General features: G+C 59.8%; 15 protein-coding genes. 9 read left to right on the top strand and 6 right to left on the bottom strand.

The features are described from left to right. Positions 1 to 175 precede the first annotated feature (175 nt). Together mutM and DBP26_RS11170 are read right to left on the bottom strand one after the other, a co-directional pair. On the bottom strand, positions 176 to 988 hold the full coding sequence (mutM, locus tag DBP26_RS11175; RefSeq protein ID WP_108237642.1) for a bifunctional DNA-formamidopyrimidine glycosylase/DNA-(apurinic or apyrimidinic site) lyase: 813 nt from the start codon (positions 986 to 988) through the stop codon (positions 176 to 178). A gap of 33 nt (positions 989 to 1,021) precedes the next feature. Next, a complete protein-coding gene (locus tag DBP26_RS11170) occupies positions 1,022 to 1,888 on the bottom strand; it encodes an HDOD domain-containing protein (protein WP_108237641.1) in 867 nt (288 codons plus the stop codon). Between the two features lie 168 nt (positions 1,889 to 2,056). Here DBP26_RS11170 and DBP26_RS11165 point away from each other — a divergent pair, with 168 nt between their 5' ends. Together DBP26_RS11165 and ilvD are read left to right on the top strand one after the other, a co-directional pair. Beyond that, a complete protein-coding gene (locus DBP26_RS11165; RefSeq protein ID WP_108237640.1) occupies positions 2,057 to 3,253 on the top strand; it encodes a class I SAM-dependent rRNA methyltransferase in 1,197 nt (398 codons plus the stop codon). Positions 3,254 to 3,544: 291 nt separating this feature from the next. Continuing rightward, positions 3,545 to 5,392 carry a dihydroxy-acid dehydratase gene (gene ilvD / locus DBP26_RS11160; RefSeq protein ID WP_108237639.1) on the top strand — a complete coding sequence of 616 codons (1,848 nt, stop codon included), beginning with the start codon at positions 3,545 to 3,547 and terminating at the stop codon, positions 5,390 to 5,392. A 100-nt stretch (positions 5,393 to 5,492) separates the two neighbouring features. Here the strand turns inward: ilvD and DBP26_RS11155 are convergent, their stop codons facing one another. After that, a complete protein-coding gene (locus tag DBP26_RS11155) occupies positions 5,493 to 6,548 on the bottom strand; it encodes a phosphorylcholine phosphatase (RefSeq protein WP_108237638.1) in 1,056 nt (351 codons plus the stop codon). Between the two features lie 250 nt (positions 6,549 to 6,798). Further along, positions 6,799 to 7,311 carry a dihydrofolate reductase gene (locus DBP26_RS11150; protein WP_108237637.1) on the bottom strand — a complete coding sequence of 171 codons (513 nt, stop codon included), beginning with the start codon at positions 7,309 to 7,311 and terminating at the stop codon, positions 6,799 to 6,801. A 111-nt stretch (positions 7,312 to 7,422) separates the two neighbouring features. Between DBP26_RS11150 and DBP26_RS11145 the strand changes: the two genes are divergently transcribed. The 3 genes from DBP26_RS11145 (at position 7,423) to DBP26_RS11135 (ending at position 10,728) form a co-directional block, all read left to right on the top strand. Further along, positions 7,423 to 8,802, top strand: coding sequence for a DUF2868 domain-containing protein (locus tag DBP26_RS11145; RefSeq protein ID WP_108237636.1), 1,380 nt, complete (start codon positions 7,423 to 7,425; stop codon positions 8,800 to 8,802). Then, the gene (locus DBP26_RS11140) at positions 8,795 to 10,180 is read left to right on the top strand and encodes a GTPase/DUF3482 domain-containing protein (RefSeq protein ID WP_108237635.1); all 1,386 of its coding nucleotides are present in this window, start codon (positions 8,795 to 8,797) and stop codon (positions 10,178 to 10,180) included. Before DBP26_RS11145 ends, DBP26_RS11140 begins: the two co-directional genes overlap by 8 nt. Before the next feature lie 92 nt (positions 10,181 to 10,272). Then, a complete protein-coding gene (locus DBP26_RS11135; protein ID WP_108237801.1) occupies positions 10,273 to 10,728 on the top strand; it encodes a YkgJ family cysteine cluster protein in 456 nt (151 codons plus the stop codon). Between the two features lie 177 nt (positions 10,729 to 10,905). Here the strand turns inward: DBP26_RS11135 and typA are convergent, their stop codons facing one another. Next, entirely contained in the window at positions 10,906 to 12,726 is a 1,821-nt protein-coding gene (gene typA, locus DBP26_RS11130) for a translational GTPase TypA (protein WP_108237634.1), read from the bottom strand. 140 nt (positions 12,727 to 12,866) lie between these two features. Then, a complete protein-coding gene (gene thiI / locus DBP26_RS11125; RefSeq protein ID WP_108237633.1) occupies positions 12,867 to 14,321 on the bottom strand; it encodes a tRNA uracil 4-sulfurtransferase ThiI in 1,455 nt (484 codons plus the stop codon). A 330-nt stretch (positions 14,322 to 14,651) separates the two neighbouring features. Between thiI and glnA the strand changes: the two genes are divergently transcribed. The 4 genes from glnA (at position 14,652) to DBP26_RS11100 (ending at position 18,103) form a co-directional block, all read left to right on the top strand. Then, complete coding sequence (glnA, locus tag DBP26_RS11115; RefSeq protein WP_108237632.1) at positions 14,652 to 16,058, top strand: glutamate--ammonia ligase; 1,407 nt, start codon at positions 14,652 to 14,654, stop codon at positions 16,056 to 16,058. Positions 16,059 to 16,244: 186 nt separating this feature from the next. Continuing rightward, on the top strand, positions 16,245 to 16,826 hold the full coding sequence (locus DBP26_RS11110; RefSeq protein WP_108237631.1) for a chorismate mutase: 582 nt from the start codon (positions 16,245 to 16,247) through the stop codon (positions 16,824 to 16,826). A gap of 127 nt (positions 16,827 to 16,953) precedes the next feature. Continuing rightward, a complete protein-coding gene (locus tag DBP26_RS11105) occupies positions 16,954 to 17,475 on the top strand; it encodes a DUF4124 domain-containing protein (protein ID WP_108237630.1) in 522 nt (173 codons plus the stop codon). Next, positions 17,459 to 18,103, top strand: coding sequence for a DUF4124 domain-containing protein (locus DBP26_RS11100; protein ID WP_108237629.1), 645 nt, complete (start codon positions 17,459 to 17,461; stop codon positions 18,101 to 18,103). The genes DBP26_RS11105 and DBP26_RS11100 overlap by 17 nt, the downstream gene beginning before the upstream one ends. Positions 18,104 to 18,210: the final 107 nt, after the last annotated feature.

Below are 18,210 nucleotides of genomic sequence, written 5' to 3'. Positions count from 1 at the left end.
GCTGGAAAAGGGGTGCTGCTCACTATAAACAGCGATGGGGGTTACGCAAGTCTCGCCCTGCATCCGGGAGAATCCGCTCAGAAGAAGCGCCCTTCGGATTCCCGTTCCATGACCACCGCCCGACCGTGACGGAGCGCAAACGCACTCGATGAGGCCCCCCCCACGCAGGCGGTCGCTACTTCTGGCATTTAGGGCAATAAACACTCGCACGCTGCCCCAGCTTGACCTCACGCATGAGCGTGCCGCAGACCTTGCAGGGTTCAGCGCCCCGACCATAGGCAAACAGCTCCTGCTGAAAGTAACCAGGCTGGCCGTCGCCGCCGATGAAATCGCGCAGCGTAGTGCCGCCCCGCTCGATGGCGGCCGCCAGCACCCGCTTGATCTCTGCGGCCAGCTTTATATAGCGCGCCTTGGAAATGGTCTTCGCCTCACGCCGAGGATCGATACCCGCAGCGAACAGCGCTTCGGTCGCATAAATGTTGCCAACACCCACCACCACGGCGTTGTCCATGATGAACGGCTTCACCGCCATCGACCGTCCACGAGACAGTTCATACAGACGCAGACCATCGAACACATCCGTCAACGGCTCAGGCCCAAGCCGGATCAGAAGCTCGTGGTTATGGGGGTCGTGGCTCCACAGCATCGCGCCAAAACGGCGAGGGTCGGTGTATCTCAAGGCCAGGCCGGACTCCAGCTCGATGTCCACATGCTCATGCTTGAGCGCCGGCAGCCCGGCCTCGACCAGCCGCAAATTGCCCGACATGCCCAAATGACTGATCAAGGTCCCGATTTCGGCCTGAATCAACAGGTATTTGGCTCGCCGCTCCACCCCCGTGATCTTCTGGCCTGAGAGCCGCACGTCCAGATCTTCCGGGATGGGCCAGCGCAGGCGGCGGTCGCGCACGATGACTCGGCTGACTCGCTGACCTTCCAGATGGGGCGCGATACCCCGACGGGTGGTTTCGACTTCAGGCAATTCAGGCATGGGGCACTCGATGGCGAGGTGAGGATAAGCGCGTCAGTGCGCGCTCAGTTCACGGATACTTTCTTTGAGGTTTTCGAAGTCGTAGTCGGACAGCCCGACGTAATCCAGCACCATGTGCCCGATGCTGTTCCACTCGTGGTCAATGGCTTGGTTGCCCAGCACGCGGTGAGAAGAACAGACGTGTTCCGCCATCTTGAGAATGGCCAAAAGATTCTTCAGCGGCGCGTTACGCCCCGATTCATCCTGGAAAATCGCCAGCGCGTTATGGTGATTGGCAATCGCATTGCTGACATGTTCCGGCAATCGCCAGGACTTGGCAGTGAAATAGCCGACAACAGCATGGTTGGTATTGAGGATGCGATTCTCGGTATCGACCACTCGGCACTCAGGCCCGGCCTTCGCATAGGCTTCTTCCAGCACGCTCATGTATTCGGGAAAGCGCTTGAGCATGAGCGGCACGCCACAATCGTGGAACAGACCCAGCGCGTAGGATTCATCTACGGTTTGCGAGCCGATGCGCTTGGCCAACGTGAGGCTGGTCATCGCCACGTCCTGCGCGGTGTCCCAGAAGCGGTTGAGCACCACGATCGTCTCATCGCTCATTTCGCCCTTGATCGACTGGGCGTTGATGAGATTGATGATCGAACGGCTGCCGAGCAGGTTCACCGCGCGCTGAATGGATGCGATTTTATTGGCCAGACCGTAATGAGCAGAGTTGACGATTTTCAGCAGCGCCCCGGACAGCCCAGGATCCTGCGCTATCAACCGCGCGATGACACCCAGATCAGGGTCGGGCATGTACTGCTCCATCTGCAAATCCACCATGATTTGCGGCTGGGGCGGAACACTGATGCCCTGCAACGCCTGCTGAATCTGCTCGGAAGTAAGCTCTTGGGACATAAGTTAACACTCAAGGTCAGGCAACGATTCTACCCCCTATCGCCCATGCTCCGACAACCGTTGAAACATCTCGAGGGTTCCGACCGGATACCACCTGGTTAATTCATGTGGGCCGCCCGCAGGCCAGTTGACGCGCTATAATCCCGCTCTTTTTTTCGGAGCGACGTCATGTCCCTGCCCAGCTTGCGCCTCAAGCCCAATGCCGACCGTCGCCTGCGCGCCGGCCATCTGTGGATCTACAGCAACGAAATCGACGTGGCTGCCACCCCACTCAACGGTTTTGTCCCTGGCGCCCAGGCAGTTCTCGAAGCGGCAGGCGGCAAGCCACTGGGCATCGTCGCAATGAGCCCCAATAACCTGATCTGCGCTCGCCTGCTGTCGCGCGATAGCAAGCTGTCGCTGGATAAATCGCTGCTGGTGCATCGGTTGAACGTTTGCTTGTCGCTGCGTGAACGCCTCTTCGATAAACCGTTCTACCGTCTGGTCTACGGCGACTCGGACCTGCTCCCGGGCCTGGTGGTCGATCGCTTCGGCGACATTCTGGTGGTGCAACTGGCGTCTGCGACCATGGAGCAGCACAGGGACGATGTGCTGGCGGCATTGATTCAGGTCCTCAAGCCCAGCGGCATCCTGCTCAAGAACGACTCGGCTGCCCGGGATGCCGAAGGGTTGAACCGCTACGTGGAAACGGCCTTCGGCGTGGTGCCGGAATGGGTCGCGCTGGAAGAGAACGGCGTGAAGTTCGAAGCACCGGTGATGGAAGGTCAGAAAACCGGATGGTTCTACGACCACCGCATGAATCGCGCGCGCCTGGCCCCCTACGTCAAGGGCAAACGCGTGCTGGACCTGTTCAGTTACATCGGCGGTTGGGGCGTGCAAGCGGGCGCGTTCGGGGCGAGCGAAGTTTTCTGCGTCGACGCTTCTGGCTTCGCCCTCGATGGCGTCGAGCGCAATGCGGCGCTGAATGGTTTTGCCGAAAAGGTGACGTGCGTCGAAGGTGATGTTTTCGAAGCCCTGAAAGAGCTGAAAGCGGCCGAAGAGCGCTTCGACGTGATCGTGGCCGACCCGCCCGCTTTCATCAAGCGCAAGAAAGACCTGAAAAACGGCGAAGGCGCCTATCGCCGCCTCAATGAACAGGCCATGCGCTTGCTCACCAAGGACGGGATTCTGGTCAGCGCCTCCTGCTCCATGCACCTTCCGGAAGACGATCTGCAGAACATCCTTCTGACCAGCGCTCGCCACCTGGACCGCAATATCCAGTTGCTCGAACGCGGTGGCCAGGGCCCGGATCACCCTGTACACCCGGCCATCCCGGAAACGCGCTACATCAAGAGCATCACCTGCCGACTGTTACCCAATAGCTAAACGCGTCGCGGGCAAGCGCGCTCCTACGGTGATCCTGTTGACCCGTAGGAGCGCGCTTGCACGCGACGCTTACTGACCTTCCACCATTCCCTCCTGCCCTCACAGGTGTAGAATCAGCGCTATTCATCGCCAATCATCCCCCGGCGGGTTTATGAGCTCCGGTCGAGCGTGCAGCGATCCTGCAATGTCACCGACCTCATCCTCCGTAACGGCAGCTACCTGACGTCGTTGCACTGGACCACGAGAAGCTCACTCCCTTACTGAACCTGATTAGCCGCCCGGAGTGCTCCAATGCCTGATTACCGCTCGAAAACGTCCACCCACGGCCGCAACATGGCCGGCGCGCGCGCCTTGTGGCGTGCAACGGGCATGAAAGACGAAGATTTCAAGAAGCCCATCATCGCTATTGCCAACTCGTTCACCCAGTTCGTGCCTGGCCACGTTCACCTCAAGGACCTGGGCCAACTGGTCGCTCGCGAGATCGAAAAAGCCGGCGGTGTCGCGAAAGAATTCAATACCATCGCCGTCGATGACGGGATCGCGATGGGCCACGATGGCATGCTGTATTCCCTGCCGAGCCGCGAAATCATCGCCGACTCCGTTGAGTACATGGTCAACGCGCACTGCGCAGACGCCATCGTCTGCATTTCGAACTGCGACAAGATCACCCCCGGCATGCTGATGGCCGCCCTGCGCCTGAATATTCCCGTGATCTTCGTCTCCGGCGGCCCGATGGAGGCCGGCAAGACGAAATTGGCGAGTCATGGCCTGGACCTGGTCGACGCCATGGTCATTGCGGCCGATTCTTCGGCGTCCGACGAAAAAGTCGCCGAATACGAGCGCAGCGCGTGTCCGACGTGCGGTTCGTGTTCCGGGATGTTCACCGCCAACTCGATGAACTGCCTCACCGAAGCCCTGGGCCTCGCGCTGCCGGGCAACGGCTCGACACTGGCGACCCACGCCGACCGCGAGCAATTGTTCCTGCGCGCCGGTCGTCGCATCGTCGAACTGTGCCAGACCTATTATCGCGACGGCGACGATTCGGTACTGCCGCGCAATATCGCCAACTTCAAAGCGTTCGAAAACGCGATGACACTGGACATCGCCATGGGCGGCTCGACCAACACCATCCTGCACTTGCTGGCGGCCGCTCAGGAGGCCGAAGTGGCCTTCGACCTGCGCGACATCGATCGCCTGTCGCGCAAAGTGCCGCAGTTGTGCAAGGTTGCGCCGAACATCCAGAAGTACCACATGGAAGACGTGCACCGCGCCGGGGGCATTTTCAGCATTCTCGGCGAACTGGCGCGCGGCGGGCTGCTGCACACCGACCTGCCAACCGTCCACGCGCGCTCGATGGAAGAGGCAATCGCCCAGTGGGACATCACCCAGACTGACGACGAAACGGTGCACACCTTCTTCAAGGCGGGCCCGGCTGGCATTCCGACCCAAGTTGCGTTCAGCCAGTCCACCCGTTGGGAAAGCCTGGATGATGACCGCGAAAATGGCTGTATCCGCAGCGTCGAGCATGCCTATTCGAAAGAAGGCGGCCTTGCCGTGCTTTACGGCAACATCGCGCTGGACGGCTGCGTAGTGAAAACCGCCGGCGTCGACGAGTCGATTCATGTCTTCGAAGGTAACGCGAAGATTTTCGAGAGCCAGGACAGCGCCGTGCGCGGCATTCTCGCCGACGAGGTCAAGGCCGGCGACATCGTGATCATTCGCTACGAAGGCCCGAAAGGCGGTCCGGGCATGCAGGAAATGCTCTACCCGACGTCGTACCTGAAATCCAAAGGCCTGGGCAAGGCCTGTGCCTTGCTGACCGACGGACGCTTCTCGGGCGGGACCTCGGGCCTGTCCATCGGCCACGCCTCGCCGGAAGCCGCCGCCGGTGGCGCAATCGGCCTGGTAAGGGATGGTGACAAAGTGCTGATTGATATCCCGAACCGCTCGATCAATCTGCTGGTCTCCGACGAGGAACTGGCTACCCGTCGTGCCGAGCAGGACAAAAAAGGCTGGCGTCCTGCCGAAACACGGCCACGCAAAGTGACCACTGCCCTCAAAGCCTACGCCCTGCTCGCGACCAGCGCCGACAAAGGCGCGGTGCGTGACAAAGCGATGCTGGATAAGTTGGTGCCATAACTGGCTTTACGCAACGAACAAAAAGCCCGGCAGCGATGCCGGGCTTTTTCATTCAGGTTCGTGCCCTGAAACACGCGGCCTCGAAAGCCGCAAGCGCGTCTTACTGAATGTCATCCGGCTTGACGATCACCCAATTCTTGTCCGCGGTCACCGGCAGCCCTTCTTTGGCCTGCGCTTCTGCGTTGGACTTCATCATGCCGTTGAGCTGGGTCATGTATTTGTCCTTGCGATTGATCCACAGATGAATGCCACCTTTGCTCACATCGACACCGTGGAACAGCATGTAGCCGTCGCTGCTCGGGGTATCGCCACCCACCAGTACCGGTTTTTTCCACTGATCGATGTAGGTCAGGATCGCTGCCTGTTTGCCTGCCATCCAGGTCGCAGGGGTCCACAGGTAAGGCGTCAGTTCGAGGCCAAGGTTGGCCTTCTCATCGTATTTGCCTGCGCTGATCTGCTTGCGCGCGGTCGTCAGCTCGCCGGTTTCCCGGTTCTTCAGCAGGGTGGTCACACCGATCACGTTCTGCGGCTTGACGTTGTAACCGTATTTGGGATCGGAGGCGACCATGCGCACCAGCTCCTCGGAGGCGGCAGTCATCACGTAGACCTCAATGCCATTTTCCATCAGCTTGTTGTAAAGCTCGGCCTGGCCAGTGAAGACCTTCGGTGGCTGGACATCAATGGTTTTGACCACATCCCCGTCGTAGTACGTACTGGGCACCGGCTTGCCGGACGCCATCAGTTCGTCGACATAACCTTTGAGCTCATTGAGGGTAAACCCTGAAAAGACCTGTGCGACCCATGGATAGCAGACCATGTCGTCGATTTCGCAAAGCCGGTAGTAATAGCTGAACAGGCTTTCCTTGTGCTCAGCGGTGTCTTTGAACGGGATCAGCTTGAGGGAGGGATCGAGCTTTTCGCGGGTGATCAGCCCTTTGTTCTCCATGAACGGCAACAGCGACTCTTCCAGATCGTAGCGATAGCTGGTGTTGTCCATGTCGAAAACGGCGAAATTCCCTTTGTTGGCGTTCGCCGCGATCATGGCATCGAGTTGCTTGGCGGCAGGTTCCGGCCAATGCTTGAGCTCGGTGGAAAATGCCTGCCCGGCAAGGCCCAGGCAGAGGGCAGCGGCCAACAGTTTTGGAGCGAATTTCATAACGGTGTCCTCCCCTTTTCAAATGCGAGGCTGGACCGTAACAAAAAGCCATGACTGTTTTAATGCGTCAGCGACCGTGCGTGTTCTGATGGCGCCACATGAAGTGCCGTTCACGACAAATGACGTAAAAACGACATATTTGTGACAGCCTGAGTCAGGGTAGAGCTCGCTGTACCGCCGTCGCGGGCAAGCGCGCTCCTACGGTTGGTTGCATCTCAATGGAGGAACGCGCTTGCCTGTGATACCAGCGTCACAGGCGCTCCCACACCTCAAAGTTGTACGCTGGCTTGTCATCCACCGCCGGGTTCTCGACGTTTGACACCTGCTTCCACTGCGCCTCATCAAAAGCAGGAAACCACGCATCCCCCGCAGGATTCAGCGCCACGCGAGTCAGGTACAGTCGGTCCGCATGTTCCAATCCTTGGGCATAAAGCTGGGCGCCGCCAATTAACATGACCTCGCTGACGCCTTGCGCTGAGGCCCAATCCTCGGCGCGCTCAACGGCGGCGTCCAGCGAGGTGAAGACTTCGGCACCTTCCAGCTTGAGGTCTGCCTGACGGGTGACCACAATGTTCAATCGCCCCGGCAGCGGGCGGCCCAATGAATCCCACGTCTTGCGACCCATGATGATCGGCTTGCCCAGCGTCGTGGCCCTGAAGTATTTGAAATCCCCCGGCAGGTGCCAGGGCATGGAGTTGTCGATGCCGATCACGCGGTTTTCCGCGAGCGCGGCGATCAGGCTGAGGGGAAGATGTTTTTTCATGGCGGCGAGGATAGCAGTACACATGCCTACACGCATGCACGCTTGCACGGAAGCTCGCGATAGCGGTCACAACGGTTATGCTCCCTCTTGAACTTACCAACGAGACACCGCGTGACTGCACTGACCCCACTCGATGAACTCTGGCTGACCGAAGCGGTGCGCCTGCGCGAGCAATACGCAGGCGCCCTGGAGGACGAAGAAGCCAGCCGCCGCGCCCGCACCACGGCCGGCGACCTGCTGACCCGCATCAAAAACCGCGCCCTGTGGCTGGCCGAGCGCGACGGTATGGTGACCGCCTTGCGGCACTGGAAGCAGGGCGCTCGCCTGTCGCTGATCCTGTTAGGGATCTTTGCCGTGGTCAGCGGGGCCGGGCTGGCTTTCGCCGCACTCGGTGACGGGCAAACACCGGTCAACGTATTCTGGGCCTTGGGCAGTTTGTTGGGGCTGAACCTGATTCTGCTGATCAGTTGGGCGCTGGGCTTTCTGTTTGCCGGCGAGAGCGCTGCCAGCCTTGGCCGATTCTGGCTGTGGCTCAGCGAAAAACTCGCCCGCGATGCTCGGGCCGCGCAACTGGCCCCGGCGCTGATTCTGCTGCTCCAGCGCAAGCGTCTGAATCGCTGGCTGCTCGGGGCGTGCGTCAACGGGCTATGGCTGTTGGCCCTGTCCAGCGCGCTGGTCTTGCTGCTCTTGCTCATGGCGACCCGGCGCTACGGGTTCGTCTGGGAAACCACCATTCTGGGCAGCGACACATTCGTCAGCCTGACCCAGACCCTCGGCAGCCTGCCTTCGCTCCTGGGCTTCAACGTGCCCAACGAGGCAATGATCCGCGCCAGCGGCGACAGCGCCCTGATCATCGAAAACGCCCGGCAAGCTTGGGCGGCATGGCTGGTCGGCGTGCTGGTGGTGTATGGCATCTTTCCGCGTTTGCTGCTGACGATCTTGTGCTACGGGCGCTGGCGCGCGGGCCGTAGACATCTCGTGCTGGATGTGAGCGAGCCGGGTTATGCCGAGCTGCGCGAGCGGTTGATGCCCAGTAGCGAGCGGCTCGGCGTCAGCGACGCTGCGCCCGCCCGGCTGCATCAGGTGCAAACCGGCCACTCTGCCGAAAACAGCCAAGGCGCCTTGCTGGTGGCCATCGAGCTGGACAATCAACGCCCTTGGCCGCCAGAGCTCCCTGATACCATTGCTGACGCTGGCATCCTCGACAGCCGTGAATCCCGCCGTACCCTGCTTGACCAATTGACCCGCTATCCGCCTGCACGTCTGGCTATCGCGTGCGACCCCCGCCGTTCGCCGGACCGGGGCAGCCTCGCGCTGATCGCCGAACTCGCCCGTTGCGCCACGGCGACACGCATCTGGCTCTTGCCCGCACCCGTCGGTGAGGCGCTGGACGCAGATCGGCTGGGAGACTGGCACGTCGCCCTGCAGCAATTGGAGTTGCAATGGGTAGACAGTGCGCCGCTCACGTGGCTGGAGACTGGACATGACTGACAAGCACGCTCATCGCCCACTGAAACTGGCTGTTGTCGGGCACACCAACGTCGGCAAGACATCGCTGCTACGCACCCTGACCCGCGATGTGGGATTCGGTGAGGTCTCCCATCGCCCCAGCACCACCCGACACGTCGAGGGTGCGCGGCTGTCGGTCGACGGAGAGGCTCTGCTGGAGCTGTACGACACGCCCGGCCTGGAAGACGCCATCGCCCTGCTCGACTACCTGGAGCGCCTTGATCGCCCCGGCGAACGCCTCGATGGCCCGGCACGGCTGGCACGGTTTCTCGACGGCAGCGAAGCCCGGCAACGTTTCGAACAGGAAGCCAAAGTCTTGCGTCAGTTGCTGGCATCGGATGCAGGGCTATACGTCATCGATGCCCGTGAACCGGTGCTTGCCAAGTACCGCGATGAGCTGGCCGTGCTCGCCAGCTGTGGCAAGCCGCTGCTGCCAGTCCTGAACTTCGTCAGCAGCGCGCACCCTCGCGAGCCGGACTGGCGCGAAGCGCTGGCACGGCTCGGCCTGCACGCACTGGTGAGATTCGACAGCGTTGCTCCACCGGAGGACGGCGAACGACGGCTGTATGAAAGCCTTGCGCTGCTGCTGGAATCGTCTCGCGATCAGTTGGAGCGGCTGATACTCGATCAGCAGGCCCAGCGCGAAGTCCGTCGTCACAGTGCAGCGCGCTTGATCGCCGAATTGCTAGTCGATTGCGCGGCCTGTCGACGCAGTGTGGCGACCGAAGCCAGCCAAGTGAATGCCGCGATTGAAGACCTGCGCAAATCGGTGCGCCAGCGCGAACAGCGTTGCGTCGAAGCCTTGCTCAAGCTGTATGCCTTTCGCCGTGAGGACGCGTCAGCCAGTGACCTGCCCCTGCTCGACGGGCGCTGGGGCGACGACCTGTTCAACCCGGAAACCCTGAAACTGTTGGGCGTACGCGTCGGCAGCGGCATTGCAGCGGGTGCAGCGGCGGGTGCGGGTGTGGACCTGCTGGTCGGCGGCATTACCCTCGGCGCTGCGGCGTTGGTCGGGGCAATTGCCGGTGGTGCGTTGCAGACCGCGCGCAGCTATGGAAGCCGCTTGCTCGGCAAACTCAAAGGCCAGCGGGAATTGACCGTCGATGATGCCGTGCTGCGATTGCTGGCCTTGCGCCAACGGCAACTGCTGCTGGCGCTGGAGGCGCGGGGCCATGCGGCGATGGACAGCATCAAGCTGGAAACACCCCAAGACAAATCCTGGCGCGAGGGCAAACTGCCCGACGCGCTGCACAAGGCCCGGGCGCATCCGCAGTGGTCGTCGCTGAACCCGCATGCGAAGCCCAATCAGGCCGAGCGCCAGGAGCAAATCGAAGCGTTGGCGACAACGATTGTTCGATGACACTGCCGACAGTCGTATCGATCATTTTGCGATAGGGGAAATGCGCGCCGCCCGGTATGATCGCGCGCCCGATACACCCTGAGTTCACCGTGATGAAACCGACCCTGATCGCCGCTGCAGAAATCGACCGTCTGGAAACCTGGCAGAAGTATTCCAGCCACATGTGCGGAGGCTGCGTATCCAGTTGCTGCACGCTGCCGGTCGAGGCAAAGATCAAGGATCTGATCCGCATCGGCGTGGTCGACGAGTTCGAAATGGGCGACAACCCGAAGAACATCGCCAAGCGCTTGCAGAAGGAAGGCATTATCGAGCGCTTCAACCAGAAGTCGGGGATTTTCACGTTGCAGCGCATGAGCAACGACGATTGCCTCTATCTGGATCGCAAGAGCCGCTTGTGCACCATCTACGACAAACGCCCCGACACCTGTCGCAACCACCCGAAAATCGGACCCCGTCCGGGGTACTGCGCCTACAAGCCCAAAGCGCCTGAGCGCCAAGACAGCGGCACATTGCGTACGAACTCTGCGCGCACGCCCCTCAAGTTTTGAAGAGGAGCTTGTAGGAGCGCGCTTGCCCGCGATTGCCGTCCGGCAGGCATCGGGTGGTTGACACACCGCAATCGCGGCCAGGCGCGCTCCTACAGCGCTGAAAAGCCCTAAACCCTGCACAAACAAAAACGCCCCCGGGCTTTCGACCGGGGGCGTTTTCATTCAGCCTGGGCTAGATCAAGCCTTGGCTTTCTTGGCAGCGCGGGTACGCTCGCCTTCGTCCAGGATCTTCTTGCGCAGACGAATTGACTTCGGCGTCACTTCGCACAGCTCGTCGTCCTGGATGAATTCCAGCGCTTGTTCCAGCGTGTGGCGAACTGGCGGAACCAGAGCGATCACCTCGTCCTTGCCCGAAGCGCGCATGTTGTCGAGCTTCTTGCCTTTGGTGGGGTTAACGCCCAGGTCATTGTCACGGCTGTTCAGACCGATGATCTGACCGTTGTAGATGTCCTGACCGTGCTCGATGAACAGCTTGCCGCGAGCCTGCAGGGTTTCCAGAGAGTAAGTCAGCGCCTTGCCGGTCTCGACCGAAACCAGAACACCGTTCTGACGGCCCGAGACGTCGCCCGACTTCATGGTGTCGTAACGATCGAAGATCGAGGTCAGGATGCCCGCACCGGAAGTCAGGGTCAGGAACTGGTTACGGAAACCGATCAGACCACGGGCTGGAATGTTGTACTCCAGACGTACACGGCCCTTGCCATCCGGCGCCATGTTGGTCAGGTCGCCTTTACGCAGACCCATTTCTTCCATGACCTTGCCCTGAGCTTCTTCAGGGATGTCGATGGTGACGTTTTCAAAGGGTTCCTGCTTCACGCCATCCTTAACGCGGATGATCACTTCCGGACGGCCAACGGCCATTTCGAAGCCTTCGCGACGCATGGTTTCGATCAGAACCGACAGGTGCAGCTCACCACGGCCAGAAACCTTGAACTTGTCAGCCGAGTCGCCTTCTTCAACGCGCAGAGCAACGTTGTACAGCAGCTCTTTGTCCAGACGCTCCTTGATGTTACGGGAGGTCACGAACTTGCCTTCTTTACCGCAGAACGGCGAGTCGTTGACCTGGAAGGTCATGGAAACGGTCGGCTCATCGACGGTCAGAGGCTTCATCGCCTCGATGGTGTTCGGGTCGCAGAGGGTGTCGGAGATGAACAGTTCTTCGAAGCCGCTGATGCAGACGATGTCGCCCGCGGTGGCTTCTTCGACGTCCACGCGGTGCAGACCGTGGTGGCCCATCAGTTTCAGGATGCGGCCGTTGCGCTTCTTGCCATCGACGTCGATAGCGACAACCGGAGTGTTTGGCTTGACGCGACCGCGAGCGATACGGCCAACACCGATGACGCCCAGGAAGCTGTTGTAGTCCAGCGCAGAGATCTGCATCTGGAAAGGACCGTCGACGTCAACGGTCGGAGCCGGGACGTTATCGACGATCGACTGGTACAGCGGGGTCATGTCTTCGGCCATGTCGGTGTGGTCCAGACCGGCGATGCCGTTCAGGGCCGAGGCGTAGACGACTTTGAAGTCCAACTGTTCGTCGGTGGCACCCAGGTTGTCGAACAGGTCGAAGATCTGGTCCAGAACCCAGTCAGGACGCGCGCCCGGACGGTCAACCTTGTTGATGACGACGATTGGCTTCAGACCGGCTTCGAATGCCTTCTTGGTCACGAAACGGGTTTGCGGCATCGGGCCGTCTTGAGCGTCGACCAGCAGCAGTACGGAGTCGACCATCGACATCACACGCTCAACTTCGCCACCGAAGTCGGCGTGGCCTGGGGTGTCGACGATGTTGATGCGGTAGTCGTTCCAGCGAATCGCGGTGTTCTTCGCCAGAATGGTAATGCCGCGCTCTTTTTCCTGGTCGTTGGAGTCCATCACGCGCTCGTCGTTGAGCTCGTTACGCTCAAGAGTGCCGGACTGACGCAGGAGCTTGTCGACGAGGGTAGTTTTACCGTGGTCAACGTGAGCAATGATGGCGATGTTACGTAGATTTTCGATCACTTGTGTATCTCGATCAGAGGATTCGGTGAGCTGACTGATTGTAGTCAGCTATGAAGACAGAAACCGGCGCAAGCCGTTACGGCTGACGACTGGTGTCGGGGGGCCGGTGACGCAGGCCACAGGCAAACAGCCCCGGGCACTTAGCTCGGTCGATAAACGCGCACATTGGCATGCCCCTCACTGAGCAGATGATGAGCATGCAGGCGACTCATGACGCCTTTGTCGCAATACAGCAGGTACTGGCGCGTAGGGTCCAGTTCCTTGAAGCGGCTGTTCACTGCGAAGAACGGCAGTGCCTGCACTTCGATGCCCGACAGTTCCAGCGGGCTGTCCTCGGCTTCGTCGGGATGACGAATGTCGATGATCACTTGCCCCGCCAGCGCCTGGCTAACTTCCTCGACCTGTACGTCCTGGCCAAGCTCTTCGATCACTCGATCGATCGGCATCAGGCGCGCATTCTCGATCGCGCGATCCAGTACGGCCATGTCGAACGCTTTTTCTTCATGCTCGACGCGATAGCGCTTGGCTGCGGTTTTCGGATTGACCGAAATCACGCCGCAGTACTCAGGCATGTGCCGGGCAAAATCCCCGGAACCGATCGCGTCGGCTTCGTCGATGATGTCCTGCTTGTGGCTGGCGATGAGCGGACGCAAGACCAGCTTTTCCGTGACGCAGTCGATGACCGAAAGGTTCGGCAGCGTCTGGCTCGACACCTGGGAAATCGCCTCGCCGGTGACCAGCGCATCGATCTCGAGGCGGTCGGCCATTCGGCTCGCTGCGCGCAACATCATACGCTTCAATACGACACCCATATGACTGTCGTCGACTTTCCCGAGAATTTCTCCCAGCACTTCCTCGAACGGCACACTGATGAACAGCACACGCTGAGAGCTGGCGTACTTTTTCCAGAGGAAATGGGCCACTTCCATCACGCCCAATTCATGCGCACGACCACCCAGGTTGAAGAAGCAGAAATGGCTCATCATCCCGCGCCGGATGATGTGGTAGGCAGCCACGGTCGAGTCGAAGCCGCCGGACATCAGCACCAACGTCTGTTCCAGCGAACCCAGCGGATAACCGCCGATGCTGTCATGTTGGCTGTGAATGACGAACAGGCGCTGATCGCGAATCTCGATCCGCACCTCGACTTCGGGCGCCTTCAGCGAAATGCCCGCTGCACCGCACTCGCGGCGCAGTTTGCTACCCACGTAGCGCTCGACATCCATCGAGCTGAAATCATGGTGGCCGCCACGCTTGCAGCGCACCGAGAAAATCTTGCCGGGCAACGCATGGCCGAAGTGCAGTTTGCACTTTTCGTAAATGTCGTCCATGTCGCCCAGCGGGTATTCGTCGATCTGCAGAAAATGTGTGATCCCCGGCATGCAGCTGAGGCGCTGGGTCATCTCGTGCAGCGCTTTCGCATCCTCGACCTTCGTTTCGACCTCCAGGTTGTCCCACACGCCATCGACCACCAGTGCCGGGTCCAGATCGCGGAGCACGGTACGGATGTTCTTGGCCAGCTGTTTGATGAAGCGCTTGCGCACAGGCCGGCTTTTGATGGTGATCTCTGGAAAAACTTTGACGATTAGTTTCATGAAAACAGCGCGCGAGGTGCCGGTCGAAAAAGGGGGGCGCGGATTATAGCGGAAATTGCTCAAGGTTTAACCAGTTATCGTACGCCCGATCATCAGTGCACCAAAAATGCACTGTATACAATTATCAAGCACCATAAAGGTGCGCCCATTTTCAGAAATGCGACGTTTTGCGCCGCAAAAACGGGTGTTTCGAGCGAGAAACCCAACACGGGGCACTGGCATGCAAATTGCTCCCTTGTGAGGCAGGTTGCCTTGGCCGACTATCGCGCCCGGCATCACCCAAATTGAAGGGCCAACAACTACCCAGCCCTATTCCACCCGGAGGACAGCATGTCGAAGTCGGTTCAACTCATCAAAGATCATGACGTTAAGTGGATTGATCTGCGCTTCACGGACACCAAAGGCAAGCAGCAGCACGTCACCATGCCAGCGCGCGATGCACTGGACGACGACTTCTTCGAAGTCGGCAAGATGTTCGACGGTTCGTCCATCTCCGGCTGGAAAGGCATCGAAGCCTCCGACATGATCCTGCTGCCGGACGACGAAACCGCCGTTCTGGACCCGTTCACCGAAGAGCCGACCCTGATTCTGGTGTGCGACATCATCGAACCTTCGACCATGCAAGGTTACGACCGCGACCCACGCGCCATCGCTCACCGCGCTGAGGAATACCTGAAGTCCACCGGGATCGGTGACACCGTATTCGTCGGCCCTGAGCCAGAATTCTTCATTTTCGATTCGGTACAGTTCAAATCCGACATCTCCGGTTCCATGTTCAAGATCTTCTCCGAACAGGGTTCGTGGATGACTGACCAGGAAGTCGAAGGCGGCAACAAAGGTCACCGTCCAGGCGTCAAAGGCGGTTACTTCCCGGTTCCACCGGTCGACCACGACCACGAAATCCGTACTGCCATGTGCAACGCACTGGAAGAAATGGGCCTGACCGTTGAAGTCCACCACCACGAAGTGGCGACTGCCGGCCAGAACGAAATCGGCGTCAAGTTCAACACCCTGGTGAAGAAAGCCGACGAAACCCAGACCCTGAAGTACGTGGTGCACAACGTCGCCGACGCCTACGGCCGTACCGCCACTTTCATGCCTAAGCCTCTGTACGGCGATAACGGTTCGGGCATGCACGTTCACATGTCCATCTCCAAGGATGGCAAGAACACCTTCGCAGGCGAAGGCTATGCCGGCCTGTCCGATACCGCTCTGTACTTCATCGGCGGCATCATCAAGCACGGTAAGGCGCTGAACGGCTTCACCAACCCGTCGACCAACTCCTACAAGCGTCTGGTCCCAGGTTTCGAAGCACCGGTGATGCTGGCCTACTCGGCGCGCAACCGTTCCGCCTCTATCCGCATTCCGTACGTCTCCAGCCCTAAAGGCCGTCGTATCGAAGCACGCTTCCCAGACCCGGCTGCCAACCCATACCTGGCTTTCTCGGCGCTGCTGATGGCTGGCCTGGACGGTATCCAGAACAAGATCCACCCAGGCGATGCCGCTGACAAGAACCTGTACGACCTGCCGCCAGAAGAAGCAGCAGAGATCCCACAAGTTTGCGGCAGCCTGAAAGAAGCCCTGGAAGAGCTGGACAAGGGCCGTGCCTTCCTGACCAAAGGCGGCGTATTCAGCGACGATTTCATCGACGCTTACATCGCTCTGAAGTCGGAAGAAGAAATCAAGGTCCGCACCTTCGTTCACCCACTGGAATACGACCTGTACTACAGCGTCTGATTCTGCGGCGGTTCGATAAGAGGCCTCCTTCGGGAGGCCTTTTTTGTGCCCGTCATTTAAGGCGCGTCTTGACGGCGGGTATAGCATGAGCGTGTCGAACTCATAGGTGAGTGGTACATGTTTATCGTTTTTTCCGACCGTCTTTCGTGAATACTGTCCCACCTTCTTTCCTGCCTGGATGCCGTTATGACTGGCCCACTCTCAAGAATGCCAGCCTCCCCCTGGCTGATGCTTTTCGCCGCAGCCCTGACCACCGGTTGCGCCACCCCATCGGCGGCCTCCGCCCCTCCCGCACTTCGCCCGCTGATCGAGGCGATGAATCAGCGCCTCGACATCGCGACCGATGTCGCGCGAAGCAAGTTCTACAGCGGCAAGCCGGTGCAGGACACCGAGCGCGAGCAACAGGTGATCGCCAATGCGCAGGGGCAGGCGACCCGTTATGGGCTGGAAAAAGATGACGTGCGTCGTTTCATGACGGCCCAGATCGACGCCAACAAGATGGTCCAATACGCACGGCTGGAACACTGGCATGCCACTCAACCCCCCGAGACTCCAGGTGAAAGCCTGACCGCGGGCATTCGCACGCGGCTCGACGCGCTGCAGCCGGTCATGATGCAGAAATACGCAGCGTTCCAGACGTTCCGCCATGACAAGGCATGCCGAGACTGGGTGCAGGTCGAGATCCAGCGCCAGACGACCGATCCGATCGCGGTCACCGCGCTGCAGCGGGCGTCCGACAGCCTATGCTTGCCGGCGGATGACCGCTGATCCCGAGAACTGCCCGAGCACACCAACCGTGATGTTGGTTTTGCTCTATGCTGGCCCCAATGTCTGACGCTATGGAAATAGCGCAGGTCTTGCTGGACGTTTTTCCGATCGTGGTCATGGAGTGTTCATGCGTCAAAGCCTCGCCTTAGTGCTGCTGTTGCTTGCGCTTCCCGCTGTCGCGCAGATTTACAAATACACCGACGCCAACGGCAACACCGCCTATAGCAATCAACCACCCGATGGCACCAAGGCTGAAGCGGTCAACCTGCCACCGCTCAACAGCGTCGATACCGTTGCGCCACCACCTCCCCCACCAGGTCCAGCACCTGCTCAGAACCAGCAAGCGGCCGCGACATACCAAGTGCTTGAATTGACAGACCTGCCTGACGGAGAAGCCTTGCGCGCCAACAACGGCTCATTCACCGTTGGCGTCGCCATACAGCCGCGCCTACAGCCCGGTCACATGTTGCAATTGATGATTGACGGCAGACCTTATGGGCCGCCCAGCAATATCCCGCGCTTCCAGGTTCTGGAGCAGGACCGGGGCGAGCATAGTCTTTCGGTGCAGGTGTTACAGGGCTCCGAGATCGTCCAGCAGAGCCAGACCGTCAACCTGACCGTGCAGCGCGTTCATGTCGGCAAGCCTTGAAGTGAGCTGGGCACGCGTCGCACTGCTGTGTCTGTTGATAACCCTGACTCAAACGGCCGTTGCCGACGTCTACACCTACATCGATGCCGAAGGAAACCGGGTATTCACCGATCAGCCGCACAAGAACGCGAAGAAGGTGCCGATCGCCCCAAGTAACGAAATCCGGTCGACGCCGAAGAAGCCGTCGCAGACGTCCAGCACCCGACCAAAGCCTGGTCCGCTCTTCCATTACCAGTTGGTCCGTATCCTCGCGCCGGAGCCGGACAGTACCCTTCGGGATATGCAGGGCAATCTGATCGTGACCGTCACCAACGACCCGGCGCTGCAACCCGGCCATACCTACCGCCTACTGCTGGATAACAAGGTCTATGCAGAAGGTGGTCGCAGTCCGGTGTTTCCAATGACCAACATCGACCGGGGGACCCATCAACTGTCGATTGAAATCGTCGACGAATTCGGTCGTGTCGCCGAGCGCACCCCCAACCAACCCTTTCACCTGATGCGTATCTCCCTGGCGCAAAAGCGCCTCGCCCAACCCTGCAAAGTCGACGATTACGGCGTACGTCCCGAATGCCCCCTCAAAGACAAACCTCCTGAAGAAAGCAGCATCCTGCCTTTCTTCAGATAATCGGCGCCATTTCAACTAAGCTCCAAAACAGTGCACAACCTGAACGAGCCGAGCGTTCGAAAGCCCATTTTGGTTCACGGCCAAGGACGCGCTGCGCCCTTATTGCG

The organism is Pseudomonas sp. RIT409 (assembly GCF_003052515.2).
GTDB lineage: Bacteria > Pseudomonadota > Gammaproteobacteria > Pseudomonadales > Pseudomonadaceae > Aquipseudomonas.
This window is presented reverse-complemented; position numbering and strand designations above follow the sequence as displayed.

Bases quoted from the DNA above. Each gene is read 5' to 3' on its own strand.
- mutM (WP_108237642.1), bottom strand. From the start codon at position 988: ATGCCTGAATTGCCTGAAGTCGAAACCACCCGTCGGGGTATCGCGCCC.
- DBP26_RS11150 (WP_108237637.1), bottom strand. From the start codon at position 7,311: ATGAAAAAACATCTTCCCCTCAGCCTGATCGCCGCGCTCGCGGAAAAC.
- glnA (WP_108237632.1), top strand. From the start codon at position 14,652: ATGTCGAAGTCGGTTCAACTCATCAAAGATCATGACGTTAAGTGGATT.
- DBP26_RS11170 (WP_108237641.1), bottom strand. From the start codon at position 1,888: ATGTCCCAAGAGCTTACTTCCGAGCAGATTCAGCAGGCGTTGCAGGGC.
- DBP26_RS11155 (WP_108237638.1), bottom strand. From the start codon at position 6,548: ATGAAATTCGCTCCAAAACTGTTGGCCGCTGCCCTCTGCCTGGGCCTT.
- DBP26_RS11135 (WP_108237801.1), top strand. From the start codon at position 10,273: ATGAAACCGACCCTGATCGCCGCTGCAGAAATCGACCGTCTGGAAACC.
- DBP26_RS11165 (WP_108237640.1), top strand. From the start codon at position 2,057: ATGTCCCTGCCCAGCTTGCGCCTCAAGCCCAATGCCGACCGTCGCCTG.
- DBP26_RS11110 (WP_108237631.1), top strand. From the start codon at position 16,245: ATGACTGGCCCACTCTCAAGAATGCCAGCCTCCCCCTGGCTGATGCTT.
- DBP26_RS11105 (WP_108237630.1), top strand. From the start codon at position 16,954: ATGCGTCAAAGCCTCGCCTTAGTGCTGCTGTTGCTTGCGCTTCCCGCT.
- thiI (WP_108237633.1), bottom strand. From the start codon at position 14,321: ATGAAACTAATCGTCAAAGTTTTTCCAGAGATCACCATCAAAAGCCGG.
- DBP26_RS11100 (WP_108237629.1), top strand. From the start codon at position 17,459: ATGTCGGCAAGCCTTGAAGTGAGCTGGGCACGCGTCGCACTGCTGTGT.
- ilvD (WP_108237639.1), top strand. From the start codon at position 3,545: ATGCCTGATTACCGCTCGAAAACGTCCACCCACGGCCGCAACATGGCC.
- DBP26_RS11140 (WP_108237635.1), top strand. From the start codon at position 8,795: ATGACTGACAAGCACGCTCATCGCCCACTGAAACTGGCTGTTGTCGGG.